This window comes from Shewanella sp. SG41-3, from assembly GCF_014164545.1.
In the GTDB taxonomy this organism is placed as follows: domain Bacteria; phylum Pseudomonadota; class Gammaproteobacteria; order Enterobacterales; family Shewanellaceae; genus Shewanella; species Shewanella vesiculosa.
Genome location: NZ_JACJFJ010000001.1, coordinates 419,607 through 442,074 on the forward strand (window position 1 = coordinate 419,607; position 22,468 = coordinate 442,074).

A 22,468-nucleotide genomic window follows, 5' to 3' on the forward strand; every position below is an offset into this window, starting at 1 on the left:
GCGGCTAGATGCTATAAAAGCAAACAGCATAGCGAAGTGATCCTAGCATGACGGAGTCCGTTCTAGCAGCCCTTGATGTGGATGTATAAAAAATCCCCTCACAAGAAAACTTGGAGGGGATGATATTAAGAGTAACAATTACGTCAACACGAATTAACGTTGAATACCTTCGTGTTCAGCTGTGACTGCAATCTCTTCTTCTAACACTTCTTCTTCAGTGTCATTTTTGCTTTCAGCACCGTGCATCCAGTCAACCAATTTGTTTGACATGAAGTACAAAATAATCCCTGAAATAACCGCAGTAATACCGATACCAGCAAAAATAGCCATCGCGTTTGCTAGCTGCTCTTCTACTTCACCGCCATGACCAATCAATGAACCGACTAGGCCACCAATTTTATTGGCTGCAGCGATAAATAGGAACCATGCACCCATCATTAACGAAGCGATGCGCAGTGGAGCCAGTTTGGTTACCATTGATAAACCAATAGGTGATAAACATAATTCACCCATGGTGTGGAAGAAGTAAGCTCCAACTAACCACCACATGCTTGATTTAACCGAAGCGTCGCCACCCATTTCGAATACAGCGCCCATCATAAATAGGAAACCAATCGCCAATAAGAATAAGCCTATAGCAAACTTAATTGGTGAGTTGGGTTCACTTTTACCAAGACGAATCCAAATTGAGGCAATCACGGGAGCAAAAACAACAATGAAAATAGCATTGAGTGATTGGAAATAAGTGGTAGGCACTTCCCATGAGCCAATCATACGGTCGGTGAAATTGTTGGTGAACAAGTTCATTAAACCGCCAGCTTGCTCGAATCCCGCCCAGAAGATGATGGTAAATAAACCCATTACCATAATCACTTTAATGCGGTCACGTTCAATCTTGGTGAGTGGCTCACTTCTGATCTCACCTTTGGCTTCATTTTTTCTTTGTTCTACTCTTGCTGCCGGTTCAGTACCGATATCGCCAAGTAATTTTTGAGCAAAGAAAAATTGAATAATTAAGGATAAAATCATACCAACACCAGCGCAGAAGAAGCCTGCTTGCCAGTTGTTGATGAACACGTCTTTACCATCGATAACAACGTCATGACCAAATGAAGTGTAAGCCCAGGCAACGATAAAGCCTGATAAGGCCGCACCTAGGTTGATCCCCATGTAAAATATCGTAAATGCACCGTCACGACGGTGATCACCAGCAGGATATAAATCACCTACCATGGTAGAGATATTGGGTTTAAATAGACCGTTACCTAAAATTAGCGTTCCTAAACCAATATAAAACACAGTGGTTTCTAAGCCTGGCATCCAGCTATGCGGTGCTGCAAGTGTAAATTGACCTGCTGCCATTAAGAAGCCACCAATATAAATGGCTTTACGTTGACCTAATACGTTATCAGCTAGCCAGCCACCAATTAATGGTGTCAAGTAAACTAAACCAGTAAAAGTACCATATAGTGATAGTGCGTCTGCTTGGGTCCAGCCTAAACCGCCACCTGCTTGATCGCTTTGCACTTTATCGACGAGATAAAGTACTAAAATTGCACGCATGGCGTAATAACTAAAACGTTCCCATAGTTCTGTTGTAAAAAGTAAGAACAACCCCTTAGGGTGCCCAAACAATGTACCTTGAGGTTTTGCGTCACTCATTAAGTCTTCCACCTTAAGCTTGTGATTGCCTGTGAGAAAAATATCGTCACAGAAATAATTGTTTGCAAGAGTTGTCTATGACTGACTTTTCCACGAACACCTGAAATAGCGGGTATTTGAATGTGATAAAGCAATACTGAGCAACTTTATTGTCTATTTTTTATAATAAATAATGTCATTTTGATGCTAAAAGCTGACCAAACATCAAAAAGCTAACCTTATATACCCTTTAAGAGGCGACAAAGTCAATGTTAATGCGGGGAACAGAGAGGTTAAGCTTGTTATCAATTGTGTCCAAGTAGACTGTTAACGTGCTTGAATGTTAAGGGATTGTTTTTAAGCTTGCGCGATAATAGCACCTAGGCTGATAAGGTTTTCTAAGCTGGCGCCGATATCCCTATCATGCTTAAGTGACATTAGCGTGAAGCCTGTCTAGCAAGGTATTGATTATAAAGTGTTGTCTTTTAATTTAACTTATAAACAGGTAAAATACGCCTCATTAACATATTTCGATGTCATGTCGAAGGGGTATTTATGGCTATCATTCGTACGTTGACATTGATCTTAATGGGGTGTTTTATCTTCACAGCCCATGCTTGGGTTGATACTGATTTTGACGGGGTTCCAGACAAAAAAGATGCATGTAATGATACACCTGCTAATAGTGTTGTTATGGCAAATGGCTGTATTGATACTGAGTTGTTGATTGTCGATGAAGATGCCGAAGATGATAGCACTTTTGATGCGGAGCTAGGGGCAACAGTTACTAATAATGCTGCTCTTATCGCTGAACAATGCCGTCAACAGCGAGATCTCTCTGTGGCTGTTGATTGTTTTGGGTCTATTCTTCAACCAGTATATTTTGATTTCGATAAATCAAAGGTATTGTTAACTCAACGACCAACCTTAGTGAGAGTGCAACAATATATTGAGCAACACCCTGAGGTTGTCATCCGTTTAGAAGGGCATACCGATAGTATTGGTAGTGATGCTGTCAACCAGGCGCTGTCACTTAAACGTGCTGCCACGATTAAAAATTTGCTGGTTAATGAATACCAATTTCAGCCAACGTCGATTGGGATTGTTGGAATGAGTAACAAAAATCCGGTCGCTGATAACGCCACTGTAGAAGGGCGGCAGCGTAATCGACGTGTAGAGTTTATTATATCGGCAGAATAATACTGCTATTTAAAGGGAGAAGGGAATGGAAAACATAGAAGGTTTAGATGCTTTAGTGGAGCAGGCACCTGAGTTTTTGATGACTTATGGTCTTAAAGCGCTAGCTGCTATTGTTATTTTTGTCATCGGTAAGTATTTTTCCGGTGTAGCAAAACGCATAACAACCAAATTACTGACAAGCCGCAAAGTGGATGCAACAGTTGTTTCGTTTGTGGCAAACTTAGCGTGGATGTTGGTCTTTGTATTTACAATTGTCGCTACACTTGGTCAGGTTGGCGTGCAAACCGCTTCACTCGTTGCGGTTATCGGTGCTGCGGGTTTAGCGGTTGGTTTAGCATTACAAGGTTCTCTTTCAAACTTTGCATCAGGCGTATTAATGGTGCTTTTCCGCCCATGTCGTGTTGGTGACTTTATTGAAGCGGCTGGTGTTGCTGGCGTAGTTGATGAGATAACGATTTTTTCTACCCGTTTACGTACTGGTGATAACAAAGTTATCATCGCGCCTAACTCTTCGATTATGAACGGCACGATTACCAATTACTCGGCATTAGAAAAGCGTCGTATCGATTTAATTATCGGTGTTTCGTATACTGCTGATATCGCTAAAACTAAGAAAGTATTAGCAGATATTCTTGATAACAATCCACTGGTATTAAAAGATCCAGCTTATACCATCGGCCTAGCAGAACTCGCTGACAGTTCAATTAACTTTGTGGTTCGTCCATGGGTTAAAACATCAGACTATTGGCCTGTACGTTTTGAATTGCTTGAGCAAATCAAGAATGCACTAGATGCAGCTGAAATTGAAATTCCATTTCCACAAATGGATTTACATGTCAAAGAAGTTCCAGCAAAATAACATTGCAGGCAATTTAATATTTTAAAAACCAGCATTTGCTGGTTTTTTTATACAAGGAGTTTTCCATGAAGCTATTTTCAACCTTTGCAGCGATCACACTATTATCCTCATCTGTTATAAGCGCTCACAGTTTTGCTGGCGAAAAAACCATGATTACCATGGGCGGTAACCCGGTTGCATTAGAGGGTAAGATGCCGAGCTTAAATAAGACTGCACCATCATTTACAGTGGTTGATGATAAGTTTAACCCAGTAAGCTTAAGTGATTTTAAAGGTAAAACAGTACTGATTAGTGCTGTACCAAGCTTAGACACAGGCGTATGTGCGTTGCAAACCAAGCGGTTTAACAAAGAGTTTTCTCAATATGATGCTGATGTTGTCATGCTAACCATTAGTGAAGACTTACCATTTGCCCAAAAGCGTTTTTGCCAAACTGAAAATGTAGATAAAATTAAAGTGTTATCAGATTCAGTATGGCGTGACTTTGGTGATAAATATGGTTTGTTAATTAAAGACCATGGTTTATTGGCTCGTTCTATTTTTATTATTGATCCTCAGGGTATTTTAAAGTACCAAGAGCTAGTAACAGAAGTCAGCGAGCACCCAAACTATGATGCAGCTTTAGCGGCATTAACAGAAATATCGTCACTCGCTAAGTAATGGCTGAGTGAATGAGGATAGAGACGCAGTATGATTGATTTTCGAAGTGATACAGTGACTAAACCGACACAAGCAATGCGCTTAGCTATGTCGAATGCTGAAGTTGGTGACGATGTTTATGGTGATGATCCGACCGTGAATAGTTTACAAGACATGGCAGCCGAGATGTTTGGTTTTGATGGTGCCTTGTTTGTGAGCTCTGGTACCCAAGCTAATTTATTAGCTTTAATGTCCCATTGTGAACGTGGCGATGAGTATCTTTGCGGTCAACAAGCTCATAACTATAAGTTTGAAGGTGGAGGAGCGGCAGTATTAGGTAGTATTCAACCTCAGCCGCTGAATAATCAAGCCGATGGCAGTATTTTATTGCAAGATATTGAAGCCGCAATTAAGCCTGATGATGTTCATTTTGCTCAAACTCGATTATTGAGTTTAGAAAACACTATTGGCGGTAAGATATTAAGCCAAGACTATTTAGCCCAAGCACAAAGCTTGGCGTTTAATCGCGGTCTTAAAATTCATTTAGATGGTGCTCGTGTGGCCAATGCTGCGGTTGCACAAGGCATTGGTATTGCCGATATTACCCAATACTTTGACTCTGTATCGATTTGTTTATCAAAAGGCTTGTGTGCGCCGATAGGCTCGATTCTGTTGGGTGATGAGCGCTTAATCAGTAAAGCGACACGCTGGCGTAAAATGCTCGGCGGCGGAATGCGACAAGCAGGTATTATTGCGGCAGCGGCTAAGCTAGCGTTAACTGAGCAAGTTGACCGTTTAGCGGATGATCATCACAACGCGAGTACTTTAGCTTTATTGTTGGCAGACATGGATGAATTTACTGTTGATGTGAGCGCTGTGCAGACCAATATTGTCTTTGCTACATTGGCTGAACATATCGATCCTAAAGCGCTTGCGCTAAAACTCGCTAATAAAGGTATTATCATTAGCCCGAACAGGCAGTTACGCCTAGTGACTCATAAAGACATCAGCGCGAATGACATTAGTGTTTTTGTGAACACGCTAAAGCAAATTATTCGTTAATCATTAGTCGTTAATCATCTGCGGTTCATTATCAGGCAAAGGTCACACTCAGTGTGGCCTTTACCTTTTTTGGTGCGTGGTTGCATTTATTTTGGGCATTTTAATCATATATTTATTAAGGTTATATTTTATCTGTATGATTTTTATATAATAATATACTTGGCTTAATCATTGCTAATTGTTTAAGGGTATGCGCCTAACGACGCAAAATTAATCAGTTAGATAATGAGGTCACTATGAAATATTTCTCACGTCATATCATCATGCCTGTCCATCTCAATAGCACTAAAAGCTTGTGCTGTGGTCAATTGTTAAGTTGGGTCAACGAGGAAGCGACTATTTTTGCCAGTTGCCAAATGCGCAGTCAATTCCACATCGCTAAAGTTATCTCGGAAATTAGTTTTATGGCGCCAGCACAAACTGGTGACATCATTGAGTTTGGTTTTGAGTTAGTGAGTTTAGGTCAAAGTTCAGTGACTGTGCGTTGTAAAATACGCAATAAAGTGAATCATGCACCGATTGCCTTTATTGATAAAATGGTATTTGTTAACGTAAATGAAAATGGTTTGCCTATTCCACACGGTATGCGAGCCAATGCGGCTTAGTTGTTCTATTACTCACAGTAGGGTTGCGTTTATGTTGATTGAGCTGAAGATAAACAGCAAAAAATAAGGAGCTATGATAGCTCCTTAATATTGATGGTAAATAGACTTAGTGTATTACTCGACTTTAGCGATACGCTGTTGATAATCATTGATTAAATGCTCCATTATTTGATTTGGAGAAGCATCTTGGCAGCAGTTGTCTAAATAGATTTTAAATGTAACAAGGGCATGGCCATCATGCTTAAGGCGGCTACTTTGCATGGCAAAATAGGCTTCTTCATTATCGGCTTTTCGAACCACAAAATCGTCTAGTTCAAATGATTTGGTGCCTGAGAGGTTGTGCCATTTAGTGATACGGTCTAGAGCAATTTCACAAGATTGGTTTACTTCGATATGGTTGAGCCATGTTGCCGTTTGTTCGTTTTCTTTATAGTGCGGGCATCGAACGGTGTAATTATATATATGAGTAATCGCTGTCATTGTTTACCTACCTATTCGCTATCTAAGTGTTTTCATCATAGACCTTATTTTTTGTATTGGTCAATCCTTATTTCAAGAACTTAGATCTAAGCATCACTTTTTACTAAATTAAAAATAAGCTGTTGTCATTGTTGGTTTTTTACATTAAACACCAGCTAAATAAGCCCGTAAATAAATACGGGCTTGGGGCTGCTTAACTAAACGAATTAACCTTAATTCGACCTCAGAGATAAGTTAGCTAAAGTTGACATACTCATCCCTTTATATTGGTTTATGTTCTGTTATTGAATTTTATAACGCGTTAGTGAAAATTTGGCAAATTTCTGCGTGTGTAGCCTGTTTTGGATTTGTAAAACCACAAGCATCCTTAAGGGCATTATCTGCTAGGGTAGGAATGTCTTCAGCTTTAACACCTAATTCAGTTAAATTTGCAGGGATGTTTACTGCTGTAGACAGTTGCTTAATGGCATCGATTGCTGCTTTAGCGCCTTGATCGTCTGACATTGCTGTGATGTCGATGCCCATTGCTTTGGCTACGTCAGCTAAGCGTGCAGGTACGACTTGAGCGTTATATGTTTGAACATGCGGCAGAAGCAATGCGTTACATACGCCGTGTGGTAAATCATAAAAACCACCCAGTTGATGTGCCATCGCATGCACATAACCTAGGCTGGCATTATTAAATGCCATACCCGCGAGAAATTGGGCATAAGCCATATTTTCACGAGCTTGGATGTCATCGCCGTGTTTTACAGCATTGATTAAGTTAGCTTGAATAAGCTCAATGGCTTTTATTGCACATGCATCGGTGATCGGATTGGCAGCAATAGAAACATAGGCTTCAATGGCATGCGTTAATGCATCCATACCTGTGGCTGCTGTGAGTGATGCAGGCTTTTCAAGCATCAGTTCTGGATCATTTACAGAAAGTATTGGGGTGGTATTTTTATCGACAATGGCCATTTTAATGTGCCTTGCTTCATCGGTAATAATACAAAAACGGGTCATTTCGCTTGCCGTGCCGGCAGTGGTATTAATGGCCACTAATGGCATTTGTGCCTTAATTGAGACATCTACACCTTCATAATCTTTAATGTTGCCGCCATTAGTGGCAACAAGCGCTATGCCTTTAGCGCAATCATGAGGCGAACCACCGCCTAATGAAATAATAAAATCACACTTATGACTTGTTAATAGCTCAAGGCCAGCGGCAACATTACCTGTAGTAGGGTTGGGTTGAACACCATCAAAAATAACCACTTCAATCCCATTAGCATTGAGCTTTTTAGTCACCTTAGCCACTAAACCAATACTCACTAGTGGTTTGTCGGTAACAATTAGTGCTTTGGTAAATCCAAATGCGTTGATGTCTTTAATGGCTTCATCTACGCTACCTTGACCCAGAATGTTGACGCTTGGAATAAAAAATTTAGTCGCCATATTGATTGTCCTTTATATAAGATTGAATATTCTCTGTGGTAAACGTAGCAATAACACCAACAATATTATGTGATCTGAATCTGATTAACGGCGATTAAAAACAATTATTGATCTGATTTTTCTTACTGTTTATATCAAGAGTTGCAGAAAATTTTAGATGAATATTATCTTGTTTATATATAGAATGATTCACGGTAAAACATGAAGGGACCATGGTTTTAGATTGTTTTTACATGACTAGATCGAGATAGCTTGGATGCTAATGTGCTTATTAAGGATAGATAAGGGAAATATATAGATGTTGAATCTAAATGTTTTTTTCTCAATTTTAGAAAATTCAGCGCTACTTCTGGCGCTAGTTTATGTTTGCTCACTCTCTCCTTTGTATCAACGTAAAGTGGATCCTGCCCTGTGGCCATTTTATATTGGTGCACTTGTCGGTGTTATTGGCATCATTATCATGATGTTTCCACTGGTTGAACAACAGCCTATATTGTTTAATGCAAGCTCAGTAGCGATCAGTTTAAGCGGATTATTCTTTGGTGCTATTCCTACTGCTATCGCCATCATTATTATGGCGCTATACCGCTATTTCTTGGGCGGTGAAGCGGTCGCGGTGGGCATATTTATCTTGATCAGCAGCGCTATGATAGGGCTAATTTGGCGCCGATTTCGGATGGATAAATTAGATCAAATTAGCTATGTTGAGTTTTACCTTTTCGGTGTAGCAGTGCATGCGGTATTACTGAATTGGTTATTTTTATTACCTTCCGAACAAGCGTTAGCCATTTTCACTCTTATGTCATTGCCTATCATGACGGTATTACCGTTACTGACGCTGATCATTGGTCATTTTCTTAGCCAAATAGTATCCAGTAAAAACGATATACAAGTTAAACTTCAAGACGATTTTCTATTTAAAAATCAATTTGATATTGGCAATATTGGTATTTCCATTAGTACAAAAAATAAATATTGGCTGCGAGTTAATCCTTATTTATGTCGTATGTTTGGTTACAGCGAAAAAGAATTAACATCGCTAACCTGGCAAGCATTAACTCATCCAGATGATTTGAATAAAGATTTATTACTCTATGAGGAAATGCTTAAAGGCCAACTCAACGAATACGAAATTGATAAACGTTTTATCGCCAAAGATGGTTCGGTTGTTTATACCCATATGACCATTACATGTCGTCGTCATATTGAAGACGATACTTTTTTGGTGATTGCAGCTTTTCTAGACATCACCGAACGAAAGCAAGCGGAGCAAGCTTTATTACACAGTAAAGAACAACTCGCTTTGGTACTCGATAGTAGTGAATTAGGCGTCTGGGACTGGGATGTCGTTAGTCATCGTATTAGCACTAATCGATACAGTGCTGAGATTTTGGGCTGTACCATGGACGAGCTTAATTTGCAGCCAGAGCGATGGATAGATGCAATACATGCAAAAGATAAATTTAAGTTTTTGCGCAGTATTAATGAAATTATAACAGGCCGCAGCATTAGTCAGCGTGTGGAATATCAATTAATTGATTCTCAAGGTGTGTGGCGCTGGATTTTACAAACCGGCAGCGTTGTTGATGTTGATGCTAAAGGTAAACCTCTAAGAGTGTTTGGCACTCATAGTGATATTACTGATATTAAACAGGTTGAAGATTCGTTAAGTATTGCCTCATCTGTGTATCAAAACTCCAGTGAAGCCATGAGTGTATTTACTGCTAATGGTATTATTATTGATTCAAATCCGGCATTTTCTTTTATCACAGGATTTACTCAGGAAGATATACAAAATCAGCATTTGAGTATGTTTGAAACAGATCTGCAGCCTAAACACTTTTATCAGCAGTTAACACAGCAGCTTAGCCAACAGGGGCATTGGCATGGTGAAGTGTGGATGCGGCGTAAAAATGGTGAAAGTTACCTTATCTTGTTAACGATTAATTCAATCGTGAGCAAGAAGTCGCAGGCAGATCGATTTGTTGCGTTATTTTCTGATGTTACTGAGAAAAAACAAACGGAAGAGTTGATATGGCGCCAGGCCAATTATGATGCACTCACCGGATTACCTAATCGGAGGATGTTACTAACATTTTTGAATCAAGAGGTTTTATTAAGTGACCGTAAGCATAATCATTTTGCATTGATGTTTTTAGATTTAGATTATTTTAAAGAGATTAACGACACATTGGGCCATGATATGGGCGATGTATTGTTGCTTGAAACGGCGGCTCGTCTAAAGCAATGCATTCGAGAGACTGATGTTGTTGCTCGTCTTGGTGGCGATGAATTTACTATAGTACTGGCCAATCTTGAAGATACTCATGGTGTCGATCGCGTCGCACAGCAAATACTCAAACAACTGTCAAAACCTTATTTATTAGGTGAGCAAACGGCTTATATTAGTGCCAGTATTGGTATCACTCTATTTCCTGACGACGCAAAAACAACGGAAGGATTGTTAAAGAATGCCGATCAAGCTATGTATTCAGCTAAAAAGCTTGGGCGTAATCGATTTAATTATTTTACCTCGGCAATGCAAGATAGTGCCCAAAAGCGGATGCTACTGATCCGGGATCTGAAAGTTGCCATCACTCAACAGCAATTTGAACTGTATTACCAACCCATTGTTGATTTAAGTTGTCAGCAGGTGATCAAAGCTGAAGCGTTAATTCGTTGGCATCATCCTACCGTTGGCGTTATTCCGCCGGCAGACTTTATCTCTATTGCCGAAGAGACTGGCATGGTAGTCGATATTGGTAATTGGGTCTTTTATCAGGCTTGTGAGCAAGTAAAGAAATGGAAGGCACAGTTTAATGCTGACGTTCAAATCAGTATTAATATGTCTTCAGTGCAGTTTAAAGATGAGTCGACTCAGGTTGAAGATTGGCTTAACTACATGCATTCGCTCTCATTACCGACCAATAGTATCTGCATTGAAATCATTGAAAGCTTATTGCTTGAAATTGAACCTAATGTTGAGGCTAAATTATTAGCTTATGCTAATGCTGGTATACAAATCTCGCTTGATGATTTTGGCTCAGGTTATTCATCGTTGGCCTATTTAAAGAAATTTAACATTAATTACCTTAAAATTGACAAAGGTTTAGTCAATAGTTTGTCTGCAGAAAGTAATGAAAAGTATTTGTGCGAAGCGATTATTGCCATGGCCCATAAGCTTGGCATTGAAGTGATTGCCGAAGGTATTGAAACTGAAAATCAACGACAGTTAATGGAGCTTGCTGGTTGTGATTATGCTCAAGGATATATTTTCTCGCATGCCTTGTGTCGACACGATTTTGAGCAAAAGTATTTAGTTAATAAAGTAACACAACTAAAATTGACTAAGGTCATGTCACGTTAATGTCATCGCGACACACTCAACACCTGCATCATCCACCGTGATAAATGGTTGCTAACACCATTAATGTAATAGTTAATGGTGTTTAGATTAGTATACAATAGCGACCTATTTTTATTTGTTTTTACTGAGTCTGTTATGTCATTTACGTCGCTAGGGTTATCGCCACTATTATTAGATGCGGTGAATCAATCTGGGTATCAAACTGCTACTCCTGTCCAACAAGCTGTGATCCCACTAGCGCTAGATGGCCGAGATGTGTTGGCCAGTGCCGAAACCGGTACCGGAAAAACAGCCGCTTTTGCTTTACCGTTACTCAGCCATTTAATGGCCCAAGATGATGCGGATTTACCATCATCACATCGTTTACGTGCATTAATCATGACACCGACTCGTGAGTTAGCGATTCAGATTGAACAAAATTTAGTTAAATACAGCCAATTTATTAACCTGATTAGCTTAGCTGTGTATGGCGGCGCGAGTATAAATCCTCAGCGCAAAGCATTAGAGCAAGGTGTCGACATATTGGTCGCTACCCCAGGGCGTTTGTTTGACATTATTGGTCAACATGAATTGGATTTATCTTTTGTCACTCATTTAGTGATTGATGAAGCAGACCGTATGCTCGATCTTGGCTTTGTGAAAGATATTGAAAAAGTGAAGCGCTTAATTGCCAGACAACATCAAACCATGATGTTTTCTGCTACTTTTTCTGAAGAAGTTAAAACCCTAGCAGCTAAAATGTTAAACAATCCTGAATATGTTCATGTTGAAACCCAAACCACAGCGGCTAATGTTGTCCAGCAGGTGTATCAAGTCGACACCCGTCGTAAAGCCGAGTTGTTATCTGAATTGATTGGCAAGCATAACTGGCAGCAAGTGATGGTGTTTACCAGCCGCAAAGAAACCGCCGATCATTTATATCGCGAGTTAAGCCTAGACGGTATTAAGTCATCGGTATTTCACGGTGATAAAAGTCAAGGCGCACGCAACCGCGCTTTAGAAGAGTTTAAAACAGGTCAATTACGCGTGTTAATCGCTACCGACTTGGCCGCTCGAGGACTTGATATTCAAGCGTTACCAAGAGTGATTAACTTTGAATTGCCTGAAGAATGTGAAGATTATGTTCATCGTATAGGGCGTACTGGCCGTGCGGGATTAGGCGGTGAAGCGATTTCGCTGGTCAGTCCGCAAGAGCTTGAGTTACTTGCCGCAATTGAACTGCTTATTGGACAGTCTTTACCGTTACAGGTGCCAGTAGGATATGAAGAAGGGGCGCCACTACCTGCTAGATATCGGGATGTGGCGATTGAGAAACCTAAAAAAGTACTTAAGTATAAACGGGGCAAGCCATCGCAAACCGATGCTAAGCCGACTCGTAAAGGTAAATATTCTAAAGCGAAAAAATGATCACTAAACCGATTAATACCAATATCATTACCGGTTTTCTGGGCGTGGGTAAAACCACGCTCATTAGCCAGTTATTAGCGCATAAACCCAAAGATGAAGTGTGGGCTGTGTTGGTGAATGAGTTTGGCGAAATAGGCATAGATGGTGGATTGTTAAATGCCACTGTCGGTGACAGTCACGCATCTGAATCATCAAAAAAACAGCCTGCTGTGGTGATAAAAGAAGTACCCGGTGGTTGTCTTTGTTGCGTGTCAGGCTTGCCAACACAAGTGGCGATAAATCAGCTTATCCAACAAACAAAACCGGATCGATTACTCATAGAACCCACAGGGTTAGGTCATCCAGCCGAAATTGCTAAGTTGTTAACATCTGAATATTATCAGCATGTTATTAAGCTACAAACCAGCATCTGCCTAGTGGATGCCCGCAAAGTTGGCGATCCACGCTATCAAAATCATGATACGTTTACACAGCAATTACAGCTGGCAGATGTACTGCTTGCTAACAAAGCGCAGCATTACACGGCAAACGATCATCTGCAACTGCAGCAATTCCTCAGCAAGTTACACTTACAACAGACGCCACTTATCACAGTCGCTAATCACTTCACTGATATTGACTTGATTCCGCAGATTTTAGCGCACTTAAATGTTCCGACAAAGTATCGTTGTTCAACAACGGCACAATGCTTATTGGGCCGAAAATCGCTTGCAGATAATTGGTTTTCGAGCGAGCCACCACTGAGTGATATTGATGCCTCAGAGGTTTCTGCTAGTGGTTTTATCCACAAAACCAATCAAGGTGAGGGCTGCTACAGCAGTGGGTGGATATTCTCCGCGGTGCATTGTTTTCAGTTTGAGCGCTTTATGGCCTGGATTGACACGGTTAAAATAGATAATGTGTTAAGGTTAAAAGCGATAGTGATCACTAGCGACGGAGTATTAGGGGTCAATATGGTTGATGGCTTGTTAGCGCTAAATGAGCTTGATGATACTCTAGACTCAAGGGTAGAAATTATTAGTGATATACCACTTGAACATGAAAAGTTGCAGCAACAATTACTGGCGTGTTTATTAAATTAGTGTTGATAGGACAACTTGATTGGGGCGGATAATTCGTTTCATGACGCCAATTAACCTTGAGTTCGAAAATTAGCGTTAAGTATGGTAACAAAAATTAAGGGCATTGATATAATATCAATGCCCTTATTATTTTCGCTATTTACTCTGATGGCCAGTTAATTTAACGGGTACATTCTTCTAGTAAATACGCTAAATGGCGGTATGAAATACCACTATGTTGGGTTAAGCCTACCTCACACATTCTGTTGGCGTAGTAACCTTCTTTAGTTTCAGCAGGAATAAGCTTTTTAATGTTACGCAATGCGCTGGCATTAATTTCAGGCTTATAAAGCCCTTTCTCACCAGCATAACCACAACAAGTAATGTCTGCTGGTAACACGACGTGGTTAGCACACGCATCAGCAATTGCCTGTTGTTTAGGTTCTAATTTCATCTTACGGGCACTACAGCCTTGGTGTAAAGTGACATTCGATTTCTTGGTTATGGTCATCTTAGGTAGCATCTCGTCGTGCATAAACTCGACTAAATCGGTTATTTTGACCTTAGGATTACCGGTTAGGGTACGATAAGTACAAGACAAGGCATCAACAATAATAGGCACCTTGCCATTATCAGACTGTTTGCTCAGTGCATCAATTAGTTCATCACGCTTAGCATCGGCGTTTTTAAAATCACCTTTTGATTCCCACATCTGACCGCAACATAAATGGCGGGTGTTTTCTGGGATGATCACATTGTAACCAGCCCGTTCGAGCAAAGTGATAACGACTTCAGGTAAGGTGCGGTTATCAGGATCTTTTGGTGTTGGACCAAAGGTTCTGCCACCGCATGCTGGGAAGTATAAAACTGTTTTCTGACCTGGTTTGTGAGCCGATGGTTTTGTAACTTTACCGCCTTTAGGGAAGTCAGGGTTCCAATATGGCACTTCTTTGGAAATCAAGCGTCCTGCTTTCATCAAGGAGTTAGTAATGCTATCGCCGGTTATTTTGTGCACAATGCCTAAAATATCGAAACCTGTACTGATCACTTGGTTTACTGCGCCAAAATGTTTGGCTTGGAAGTCGAGTACTTTTTGCTCTGTGGTAGTGATGTAGGGGGTACGCAGTTTACGTACTAACTGACCCATACTGTTATCAACTGGGCAGGCAATAGTACATAACTGACATGCTGCACACGTATCAACAACATCATATTTAGCACTGGCACGCATTTCGGCTGCGGCTTTTTTATCACCAGATTGCTCTAAACGTTCAATTTCACGTAGTACCGCAATACGTTGTCGTGGAGAGAAGTTGAGTGCCGAAGTCGGACATGTTTTCTCGCAAAAACCACACTCAATACATTTGTCGACGAAATCATCAACAATAGGGCAAGGTTTGATGTTTTTAACATGTACCAAGCTATCATCGTTAAGGATAACTCCTGGATTTAACAGTTTACTTGGGTCGAATATTTGTTTAATTTGCTTCATTAACGTGTAAGCGTCAGTACCCCATTCCATTTCAACAAACGGGGCTACAGCGCGACCGGTACCGTGTTCTGCTTTCATCGAACCGTCGTACTTATTGATGACCATGTCAGCGACATCTTTCATAAAGCCTTGGAAGCGATTGATGTCATCTTGTGAGGCAAATGTAGGCGTGATAATAAAGTGGAAGTTACCGGCTAAGGCATGACCATAAATTACCCCTTCAGGGTAACCGTGCTTATGGAACAAGGCGGTTAAGTCTGACGCTGCACTGGCTAAATGCTGTAATTCGAATGCTACATCTTCAATAATGACGGATGTACCTTTTGGCCTTGCACCGCCAATAATAGGGAATAAACCTGAGCGCATTGCCCAATACTGGCCAAATACCACTGGATCATTACTAAATTCTGTTGGGCGTTCGGTGTCAATATGGGCAATTTTTTGAATAACATCTTCAGTGTATTTCACTAATGTTTGTGGATCATTAGCGCGACACTCAATCAATAAAATAGCCGAACCTTCAGGTAAATCACTTAACCACTTCGGCATACCGGTTTTACCGGTAACCGACTTAATTGAGGCCCAGTCAAGCAATTCTGCTGCGGCAACACTATCGCCTTTAATAGGGGGAACCGCTCTGGCGGCATCTTCCATATTAAAAAATACTGCCATGGCAGAAGCCTTAAATTGCGCTTCTTCAACTGTGTGATAAGTCACTTCATTGACAAACGCGAGTGTACCTTCCGAGCCAACAATTAAGTGATTAATTAAATCGAATGGGTCACTAAAATCCACCAGTGCGTTAATGCTGTAACCCGTGGTATTTTTAATTGAGAACTTCTTACGGATTCTGGCTGATAAGGTTGGATTATTCTGTGTTAGTTGTGCTAAATCGGTTAATGCTGCAAGTAACATTGAATGCGATTGACTAAATGCCGCTTTAGAATCTGGACAACCCGTATCGAGTTCAGTCCCATCGGCGAACATTAACTTAGCAGACTTAATTGTTTGATAACTGTTTTGAGCCGTACCACAACACATACCAGATGCGTTGTTTGCTACCATACCCGCAATTTGAGCCGAGGCTAATGTTGCTGGATCTGGGCCAATTTTTTTATTGAAGGGTTTTAATGCCATGTTGGCATCAGAACCAATGACTGCAGCACCTAGAGTGATCGATGTTTTATCTTCACTAATGTCTATGTTTCTAAAACCATCATGACCCAAAATAAGTAAAATGCCTTCACCAATAGCCTGGCCAGACAAACTGGTGCCCGCAGCGCGGAAGGTCACTGGGACATTATGTGCATTGGCAATATTGAGGGTTATTTTAACTTGTTCTGGAGTATCAGCATGTACCACAATTTCAGGCACAATCCGAAAATAACTGGCATCTGTAGACCAAGCAAAACGACGCACTGGATCGTTAGATACGGCCTGGCTTCCCAGTTGTGACGTTAACGTGTCCATCACTACTTGATAATTAATCGTCATAATATGCTCTCTTAATATTTGAATATACAGCAGGAATAGTGTGCCTGCTGTATTGTTATCGTTAGAATAGAAGCCACTTTACAGTGAATTAAAATCCACCCCAGAGAACGGCAATGGTACCTGCGACTAAGGCATATCCAATTGCGATAGGCATTGTTTTACGAATAATTTCAGATTCACGTCCAGCCATACCCACAACTGTTGCAGCAGCAACAACGTTCATGACACACATCATGTTACCCGCATTTGCCCCAATACCTTGAAGTGCGAGTGCGATGGCGTGATTCATACCAATATTGTCGGCAACAGAATACTGTAGGCCTGAAAACATCATGTTGGAGAAGGTTGCAGAACCAGACAAAAAGGCACCAAAAATACCGACGATAGGCGAAACCCAAGCCCATACTGAGCCCATGCTATTCGCCAATAAGTCTGCTAAGGCCACAGGCATTGAAGCCAGACCAGCACCATTTTCACCTGAGTTAAGAAATATTTTCACCATAGGTACAGATGCACCGAGTGAAATAATAGTAGGCAACATCGATTTGCACGATACGGTAATTGATTGCTTCATCGTGGCAGGTTTCATTTTAAATAACATAAAACCGAATAAACAGACGACGACAAAGAAAATACCAGGCGCATACAAGGTTGCAAAACCTGCTTTAAGCTCGGTACCTAATAAACCCGTCCAACTGATATTAAAGCCGAGTAGCCAGGTTTTAAATGGAACAACCACGCGAGATAAGACTAGTAACGCGGCCATAATGATGTATGGAGACCAAGCGGCAATTTGTGAAAATTTAACCGGTGTTTGGTTTAGGGCTATTTCTTCATCTGATTTATGATCGTTTTCGCTAAAGTCACACCAAGGTTTTGCCGGCAGTAACCAGCCTTTTCTAGCGACAGGGATAACTAATGCCATGCCCACAAGAGCACCAATAACGGATGGGAATTCAGGGCCTGCAAAATAGTTAATTAACCATGCTGGTATCGTAAAGGCAAAACCTGCAAATATGGCGAATTTCCAAACTTGTAAGCCTTCTTTGATTGATTTGTTACGACCAAAAAAGCCAGTTAACACACACACCATCACTAACGGAATTAATGTACCCGTAAATAAGTCAATGGTGATCATATGTTTAGCGATAAACTGTGCGTAACCTGCAAAAGTGCCACCATGTTCAGCAATTTGCGCTGCTGCCATGTTAACGCCGCCTTCAGTTAGACCTTGTTCCATCCCAAATAGAACTGGTAAGCCAATTGCACCAAATGATACCGATGTTGAATCCGCAATCAAGGCGACTACTGCTGCTGCAATAGGGGGAATACCGAGTAACACTAGCAGCGGTGCACCGATTGCTGCAGGTGTGCCAAAGCCAGCTGAACCTTCAATAAACGAACCAAACAACCAGGAAATAATAATGACCTGAACACGTGCATCGGCACTAATGTTAGTAAAGCCTGAACGAATAGTGTCCATGGCGCCAGAATATTTAAGGGTATTTAATAAAAACACCGCGCCAAAAATAATGGTTAGCGGTGTTAGTGCAGCAAGAAGACCTTCAACAACCGAAGCGGCAAGAAGTTGTGTATCCATTTGCCATATAAACATTGCTACAAGGCCTGTAGCAACCATTGATATGGGCATTGCTTTGGACGCTGGTAAGCGCATAAGCACCAAAAATACCATTACGCTAATAATGGGGGTTAAGCTTGCTAGTATCTGTAATATTGTCATGCATACCTCGAATCACTATAAGTGGGTATTGAGTTGTTATTATTTGTTAGCATTTGGCTAACTAGGGCGTAATAGACGTTATTTAAGTGTTAAGGATGTTGATCGAGATCATCTAATACACGAGAAAGTGTAATCGTCGACAGAACTGTGAGGCGAGTCAGTATGAGGTTATTAAGTGCGTGTTTGAGATCACGCTTTTTAAGGATGCAACAGGTCATATAGAGTAAACCAAACGAGTTTTCGATTGGCTTTACAATATAATTAATTAGTATTTGGTAATGTGAAGAAGCTCACTGGAAAGGGAGGTTGGCTGTGACTTAGATCAAACTGTTAGAAAAGTTTACTGCCCCAGCCTAATTTATTACGCAATACGTGAAAATAATTATGTCCTTTGGGATGAATAAGTCTTAGGCGTTCATTTGAACGGCGAATTAAGATTTCATCACCAGGTAATACCGCTAAATGGACGTGGCCATCACAACTGACCTCAAGGTTTTCACCGTTATCAGGTGACACGACTAATTTAATCGTGCTGCATGCATCGACGACTATAGGGCGGCAAGACAAGGTGTGCGGGAACATAGGCACTAAAATCAGGGCTTGTAGATTAGGGGTTAAAATTGACCCACCTGCTGATAATGAATATGCCGTAGAACCAGTTGGTGTCGAGACAATCATGCCATCTGCGCGTTGGCTATACATAAATTGGTCGTCAATATACACTTCAAACTGGATCATATGAGCAATTTTGCCCGGATGGAGCACTGCTTCGTTCACCGCGGTATTACTTGCGGTTATTTTTCCGTGGCGATGAACTTCGGCCTCGAGTAAAAAACGGTTTTCGGTTTCAAATTCGCCGCCAAGTACTTTGGATAAAGCTTCTTCGAAATTATCAGGTGGCAAATCGGTTAAAAAGCCTAAATTACCTCGGTTTACCCCAATAACTGCCACGTTGAAACGTGCTAATACCCTTGCGGCACCCAGCATATTGCCATCACCGCCAACGACGATAGCTAGATCACAATGCTCACCCATTTCAAGCAGGTCCATTGAACAAACATCAGGTCCCAGCTCTGAAGATACTCGTCCTTCAACGATAACTTTAAAGCCCTGCATGCTCAACCAATGATGCAATCGGGTTAACGTTAGGTTAGTCCCTTGATGATGTGGTTTGCCGATGAGTCCGATAGTCTGGAACAATTTAGTCATATTCGCGTTTGTTATGCCTTTAGGCCTTGAAACATAAGAATTGATCCCCATAATATACTCAAACTTATTAGAAGTGTGAGATTTGCTGTTAATTTTCAGCAAATGGCCACTTTATTTATTGTCGTAGAATACGAAATAACGCATTTATGAGCTGGAGCGAACATGAGCAACGAATCGAACAATACATCGCAAGATCAAGTAGAAGATCAAATTACTTCTGAAGTCGCGGCTGATGAAGTTAGTTTGATGGATGAATTAACCCAAGCAAATTTTCGTATTGAAGAATTAGAGCAACTACTGGCTGAATCTGAAGCTGCGTTAGCTGAGCGTAAAGATGTTGAAATGCGTGCAGCAGCAGAAACACAGAACATCCGTACTCGCGCGGCAAAAGATGTCGAGCAAGCGCGTAAGTTTGCCTTAGAGAAGTTTGCTAACGAACTGTTACCTGTCATCGATAATATGGAACGTGCCTTACAGGGAACCAATCCTGAAGATGAAGCCACCAAGGCGATTTATGAAGGTGTTGACCTGACAATGAAAGGCTTTTTAACGTCAGTGGCTAAGTTCGGCGTAACCCAAGTTAATCCTCAGGGTCAAGCATTTAACCCAGAACATCATCAAGCTATCGGTATGCAGCCTAGTGCTGAGTTTCCAGCTAACACTGTGATGATGGTCATGCAGAAAGGGTATTTACTGAACGACCGTTTATTGCGACCTGCTATGGTAATGGTATCTCAAGGCGGTGCAAGTGTGGATGTTGAAGCTTAACGTTTAAGCTGATACAAGGTCGAAAGACTGAATCAATAGACACAAAAAAGGACTGAATTTTCAGTCCTTTTTTATTAGCATCATCAGCGAGTCATGCTCATAGCACACTTAACCGCCGTTAAACCTTAGGCCATAAAGGCTTGGATTTGGGCTAAAATACCTGCTGCATCGAGTTGCAGATCTGCGATTATCTCATCTGGCGCACCGTGCTCAATAAACTCATCAGGTAAGCCAATTTGTAACACGGGTTTCACAATCCGCATTTTATGTAATGCTTCAATCACTCCTGAGCCTGCACCACCCATAATCGCATTTTCTTCTACCGTCACAATAACATCATGGCTGTTGGCGAGTTGTTCAAGCAAGCTTAGATCCAGTGGTTTAACAAAGCGCATATCAGCAACCGTGGCATCCAGCTTTTCAGCCGCATCAGTCGCTGCTTCAAGTGTGGTACCAAAGTTAACAATCGCAATTTTTTGACCTTGGCGGGTTAATACCCCTTTACCGATAGGCAATGCCATCATACTCTCTACTTGTTCAGCACCTGTGGCAAAACCGCGTGGATAACGCACCGCCGTTGGACCATCTTGGTAACAATACCCGGTATAGAGCATTTGGCGACATTCATTTTCATCTGATGGCGCCATAATGATCATATTCGGAATACAGCGCATAAAGCTTAAATCGAATGCACCTTGATGGGTAGGGCCATCGGCTCCCACAATACCGCCGCGATCAATAGCAAATAATACCGGTAAACGTTGCAAAGCTACGTCGTGAATAAGTTGATCGTATCCGCGCTGCAGGAAGGTCGAATATATGGCGACCACAGGCTTTAGTCCTGCACAGGCAAATCCTGCGGATAAGGTGACCGCATGTTGCTCGGCAATCGCAGCATCAAAATATTGGCTTGGGAAGCGTTGTGAAAACTCAACCATGCCAGAACCTTCGCGCATAGCAGGAGTGATAGCCACTAACTTCTCGTCTGTGGCAGCCATGTCGCATAACCATTTACCAAACACTTGTGAAAACGTAGGTAAACCAGGTTTAGTGGTCGGTTTCTTAAACAGGCTTGGATCAAATTTAGGCACTGCGTGCCAGCCGATAGGATCTTTTTCAGCAGGTTCATAACCACGACCTTTTTTAGTCATGATATGCAGTATCTGTGGACCTTTGAGGTTACGCATATTACGCATGGTTTCAACGAGCGAATCGACATCGTGACCATCTATAGGGCCAATATAATTAAACCCTAGTTCTTCAAATAGCGTTGCAGGCACAACCATGCCTTTAAGGTGTTCTTCAGTACGCTTAGCCATTTCTTTAATGACTGGCATCCCTTTAAGGACCTTTTTACTGTTCTCTCTAATGGTGGTATAAAAGCGTCCTGACATCAGTTGTGCTAAGTGGTTATTCAGTGCACCAACGTTTTCAGAAATCGACATTTCGTTGTCATTAAGTACCACCAGCATGTCATTGTGCAAGTCGCCCGCATGATTAAGTGCTTCAAACACCATACCGCCTGTCATGGCGCCATCACCAATGACGGCAACCACTTTACGACCCACAGCTTCTTTTTCAGCAGCGATCGCCATACCTAATGCTGCACTCACAGAAGTGCCTGAGTGGCCTACGCTAAAGGTATCGTATGGGCTTTCTTCACGCCATGGGAAAGGATGTAAGCCATTTTTTTGGCGAATAGTGTGCATCTGTTCGCGACGATCAGTGAGTATTTTATGTGGATAAGCTTGATGGCCTACGTCCCAAATTAATCGATCGAATGGGGTATCGTAGACGTAATGAAGTGCCACAGTTAATTCAACTGTGCCTAAGCCAGAAGCGAAATGTCCGCTAGAAATACCAACAGACTGAAGTAAGAACTGTCTGAGTTCATCAGACACTTGTGGAAGTAAACCTTGAGGTAACTTCCTCAATTCTTCTGGTGTATTAGCTTTTGCTAGTACTGGGAATTTAGAAATATCGAAGCTCATAGCGAGATTGTCT

16 protein-coding genes are annotated in these 22,468 nt (G+C 41.4%); 9 read left to right on the forward strand and 7 right to left on the reverse strand.

Translation table 11 applies throughout. The features are described from left to right. Positions 1–153 precede the first annotated feature (153 nt). Positions 154–1,662 (reverse strand): peptide MFS transporter, encoded by a 1,509-nt coding sequence (locus tag H5164_RS01860; protein ID WP_124017936.1) that lies wholly within the window; start codon positions 1,660–1,662, stop codon positions 154–156. A gap of 534 nt (positions 1,663–2,196) precedes the next feature. Here H5164_RS01860 and H5164_RS01865 point away from each other — a divergent pair. The 5 genes from H5164_RS01865 to H5164_RS01885 all read left to right on the forward strand — a co-directional run bounded on the left by H5164_RS01865 (position 2,197) and on the right by H5164_RS01885 (position 6,005). Then, the gene (locus H5164_RS01865; protein WP_182754542.1) at positions 2,197–2,841 is read left to right on the forward strand and encodes an OmpA family protein; all 645 of its coding nucleotides are present in this window, start codon (positions 2,197–2,199) and stop codon (positions 2,839–2,841) included. Positions 2,842–2,866: 25 nt separating this feature from the next. After that, the gene (locus H5164_RS01870; RefSeq protein WP_124017938.1) at positions 2,867–3,700 is read left to right on the forward strand and encodes a mechanosensitive ion channel family protein; all 834 of its coding nucleotides are present in this window, start codon (positions 2,867–2,869) and stop codon (positions 3,698–3,700) included. A 65-nt stretch (positions 3,701–3,765) separates the two neighbouring features. After that, the gene (gene tpx, locus H5164_RS01875) at positions 3,766–4,359 is read left to right on the forward strand and encodes a thiol peroxidase (RefSeq protein ID WP_124017939.1); all 594 of its coding nucleotides are present in this window, start codon (positions 3,766–3,768) and stop codon (positions 4,357–4,359) included. Positions 4,360–4,389: 30 nt separating this feature from the next. Continuing rightward, positions 4,390–5,400: a low-specificity L-threonine aldolase gene (ltaE, locus tag H5164_RS01880; RefSeq protein ID WP_182754544.1), complete on the forward strand. Its 1,011-nt coding sequence runs from the start codon at positions 4,390–4,392 to the stop codon at positions 5,398–5,400. Positions 5,401–5,636: 236 nt separating this feature from the next. Then, positions 5,637–6,005, forward strand: coding sequence for an acyl-CoA thioesterase (locus tag H5164_RS01885; RefSeq protein ID WP_124017941.1), 369 nt, complete (start codon positions 5,637–5,639; stop codon positions 6,003–6,005). Between the two features lie 114 nt (positions 6,006–6,119). Here the strand turns inward: H5164_RS01885 and H5164_RS01890 are convergent, their stop codons facing one another. Together H5164_RS01890 and yiaY are read right to left on the reverse strand one after the other, a co-directional pair. Further along, positions 6,120–6,485, reverse strand: a complete 366-nt coding sequence (locus H5164_RS01890) for a cytoplasmic protein (RefSeq protein WP_124017942.1) — start codon at positions 6,483–6,485, stop codon at positions 6,120–6,122. A 291-nt stretch (positions 6,486–6,776) separates the two neighbouring features. After that, positions 6,777–7,925: an L-threonine dehydrogenase gene (gene yiaY, locus H5164_RS01895; protein ID WP_124017943.1), complete on the reverse strand. Its 1,149-nt coding sequence runs from the start codon at positions 7,923–7,925 to the stop codon at positions 6,777–6,779. Between the two features lie 301 nt (positions 7,926–8,226). Here yiaY and H5164_RS01900 point away from each other — a divergent pair, with 301 nt between their 5' ends. The 3 genes from H5164_RS01900 (at position 8,227) to H5164_RS01910 (ending at position 13,781) form a co-directional block, all read left to right on the forward strand. Continuing rightward, positions 8,227–11,292 carry an EAL domain-containing protein gene (locus H5164_RS01900; protein ID WP_182754781.1) on the forward strand — a complete coding sequence of 1,022 codons (3,066 nt, stop codon included), beginning with the start codon at positions 8,227–8,229 and terminating at the stop codon, positions 11,290–11,292. A gap of 135 nt (positions 11,293–11,427) precedes the next feature. After that, positions 11,428–12,699, forward strand: a complete 1,272-nt coding sequence (locus H5164_RS01905) for a DEAD/DEAH box helicase (protein WP_124017945.1) — start codon at positions 11,428–11,430, stop codon at positions 12,697–12,699. Then, a complete protein-coding gene (locus H5164_RS01910; RefSeq protein ID WP_182754546.1) occupies positions 12,696–13,781 on the forward strand; it encodes a GTP-binding protein in 1,086 nt (361 codons plus the stop codon). The genes H5164_RS01905 and H5164_RS01910 overlap by 4 nt, the downstream gene beginning before the upstream one ends. Before the next feature lie 160 nt (positions 13,782–13,941). Here H5164_RS01910 and H5164_RS01915 read toward each other — a convergent pair whose 3' ends face one another. The 3 genes from H5164_RS01915 to nadK form a co-directional block, all read right to left on the reverse strand. Further along, positions 13,942–16,746 (reverse strand): FAD-binding and (Fe-S)-binding domain-containing protein, encoded by a 2,805-nt coding sequence (locus H5164_RS01915; protein WP_182754548.1) that lies wholly within the window; start codon positions 16,744–16,746, stop codon positions 13,942–13,944. A gap of 88 nt (positions 16,747–16,834) precedes the next feature. Further along, positions 16,835–18,487: an L-lactate permease gene (locus H5164_RS01920; protein WP_182754550.1), complete on the reverse strand. Its 1,653-nt coding sequence runs from the start codon at positions 18,485–18,487 to the stop codon at positions 16,835–16,837. 330 nt (positions 18,488–18,817) lie between these two features. After that, positions 18,818–19,696 (reverse strand): NAD(+) kinase, encoded by an 879-nt coding sequence (gene nadK, locus H5164_RS01925; protein WP_124017949.1) that lies wholly within the window; start codon positions 19,694–19,696, stop codon positions 18,818–18,820. A gap of 162 nt (positions 19,697–19,858) precedes the next feature. Between nadK and grpE the strand changes: the two genes are divergently transcribed. Beyond that, on the forward strand, positions 19,859–20,464 hold the full coding sequence (gene grpE / locus H5164_RS01930; protein ID WP_124017950.1) for a nucleotide exchange factor GrpE: 606 nt from the start codon (positions 19,859–19,861) through the stop codon (positions 20,462–20,464). A gap of 125 nt (positions 20,465–20,589) precedes the next feature. On the opposite strand, the gene dxs is transcribed toward grpE, so the two are convergent. Next, positions 20,590–22,455, reverse strand: coding sequence for a 1-deoxy-D-xylulose-5-phosphate synthase (dxs, locus tag H5164_RS01935; RefSeq protein WP_182754784.1), 1,866 nt, complete (start codon positions 22,453–22,455; stop codon positions 20,590–20,592). Positions 22,456–22,468 lie beyond the last annotated feature (13 nt).

Excerpts from the sequence above, each read along its gene's own strand:
- H5164_RS01865 (WP_182754542.1), top strand. The coding sequence starts at position 2,197 with ATGGCTATCATTCGTACGTTGACATTGATCTTAATGGGGTGTTTTATC.
- H5164_RS01860 (WP_124017936.1), bottom strand. The coding sequence starts at position 1,662 with ATGAGTGACGCAAAACCTCAAGGTACATTGTTTGGGCACCCTAAGGGG.
- dxs (WP_182754784.1), bottom strand. The coding sequence starts at position 22,455 with ATGAGCTTCGATATTTCTAAATTCCCAGTACTAGCAAAAGCTAATACA.
- grpE (WP_124017950.1), top strand. The coding sequence starts at position 19,859 with ATGAGCAACGAATCGAACAATACATCGCAAGATCAAGTAGAAGATCAA.
- H5164_RS01905 (WP_124017945.1), top strand. The coding sequence starts at position 11,428 with ATGTCATTTACGTCGCTAGGGTTATCGCCACTATTATTAGATGCGGTG.
- nadK (WP_124017949.1), bottom strand. The coding sequence starts at position 19,696 with ATGACTAAATTGTTCCAGACTATCGGACTCATCGGCAAACCACATCAT.
- ltaE (WP_182754544.1), top strand. The coding sequence starts at position 4,390 with ATGATTGATTTTCGAAGTGATACAGTGACTAAACCGACACAAGCAATG.
- yiaY (WP_124017943.1), bottom strand. The coding sequence starts at position 7,925 with ATGGCGACTAAATTTTTTATTCCAAGCGTCAACATTCTGGGTCAAGGT.
- H5164_RS01885 (WP_124017941.1), top strand. The coding sequence starts at position 5,637 with ATGAAATATTTCTCACGTCATATCATCATGCCTGTCCATCTCAATAGC.
- H5164_RS01890 (WP_124017942.1), bottom strand. The coding sequence starts at position 6,485 with ATGACAGCGATTACTCATATATATAATTACACCGTTCGATGCCCGCAC.
- H5164_RS01920 (WP_182754550.1), bottom strand. The coding sequence starts at position 18,487 with ATGACAATATTACAGATACTAGCAAGCTTAACCCCCATTATTAGCGTA.
- tpx (WP_124017939.1), top strand. The coding sequence starts at position 3,766 with ATGAAGCTATTTTCAACCTTTGCAGCGATCACACTATTATCCTCATCT.
- H5164_RS01915 (WP_182754548.1), bottom strand. The coding sequence starts at position 16,746 with ATGACGATTAATTATCAAGTAGTGATGGACACGTTAACGTCACAACTG.
- H5164_RS01910 (WP_182754546.1), top strand. The coding sequence starts at position 12,696 with ATGATCACTAAACCGATTAATACCAATATCATTACCGGTTTTCTGGGC.
- H5164_RS01870 (WP_124017938.1), top strand. The coding sequence starts at position 2,867 with ATGGAAAACATAGAAGGTTTAGATGCTTTAGTGGAGCAGGCACCTGAG.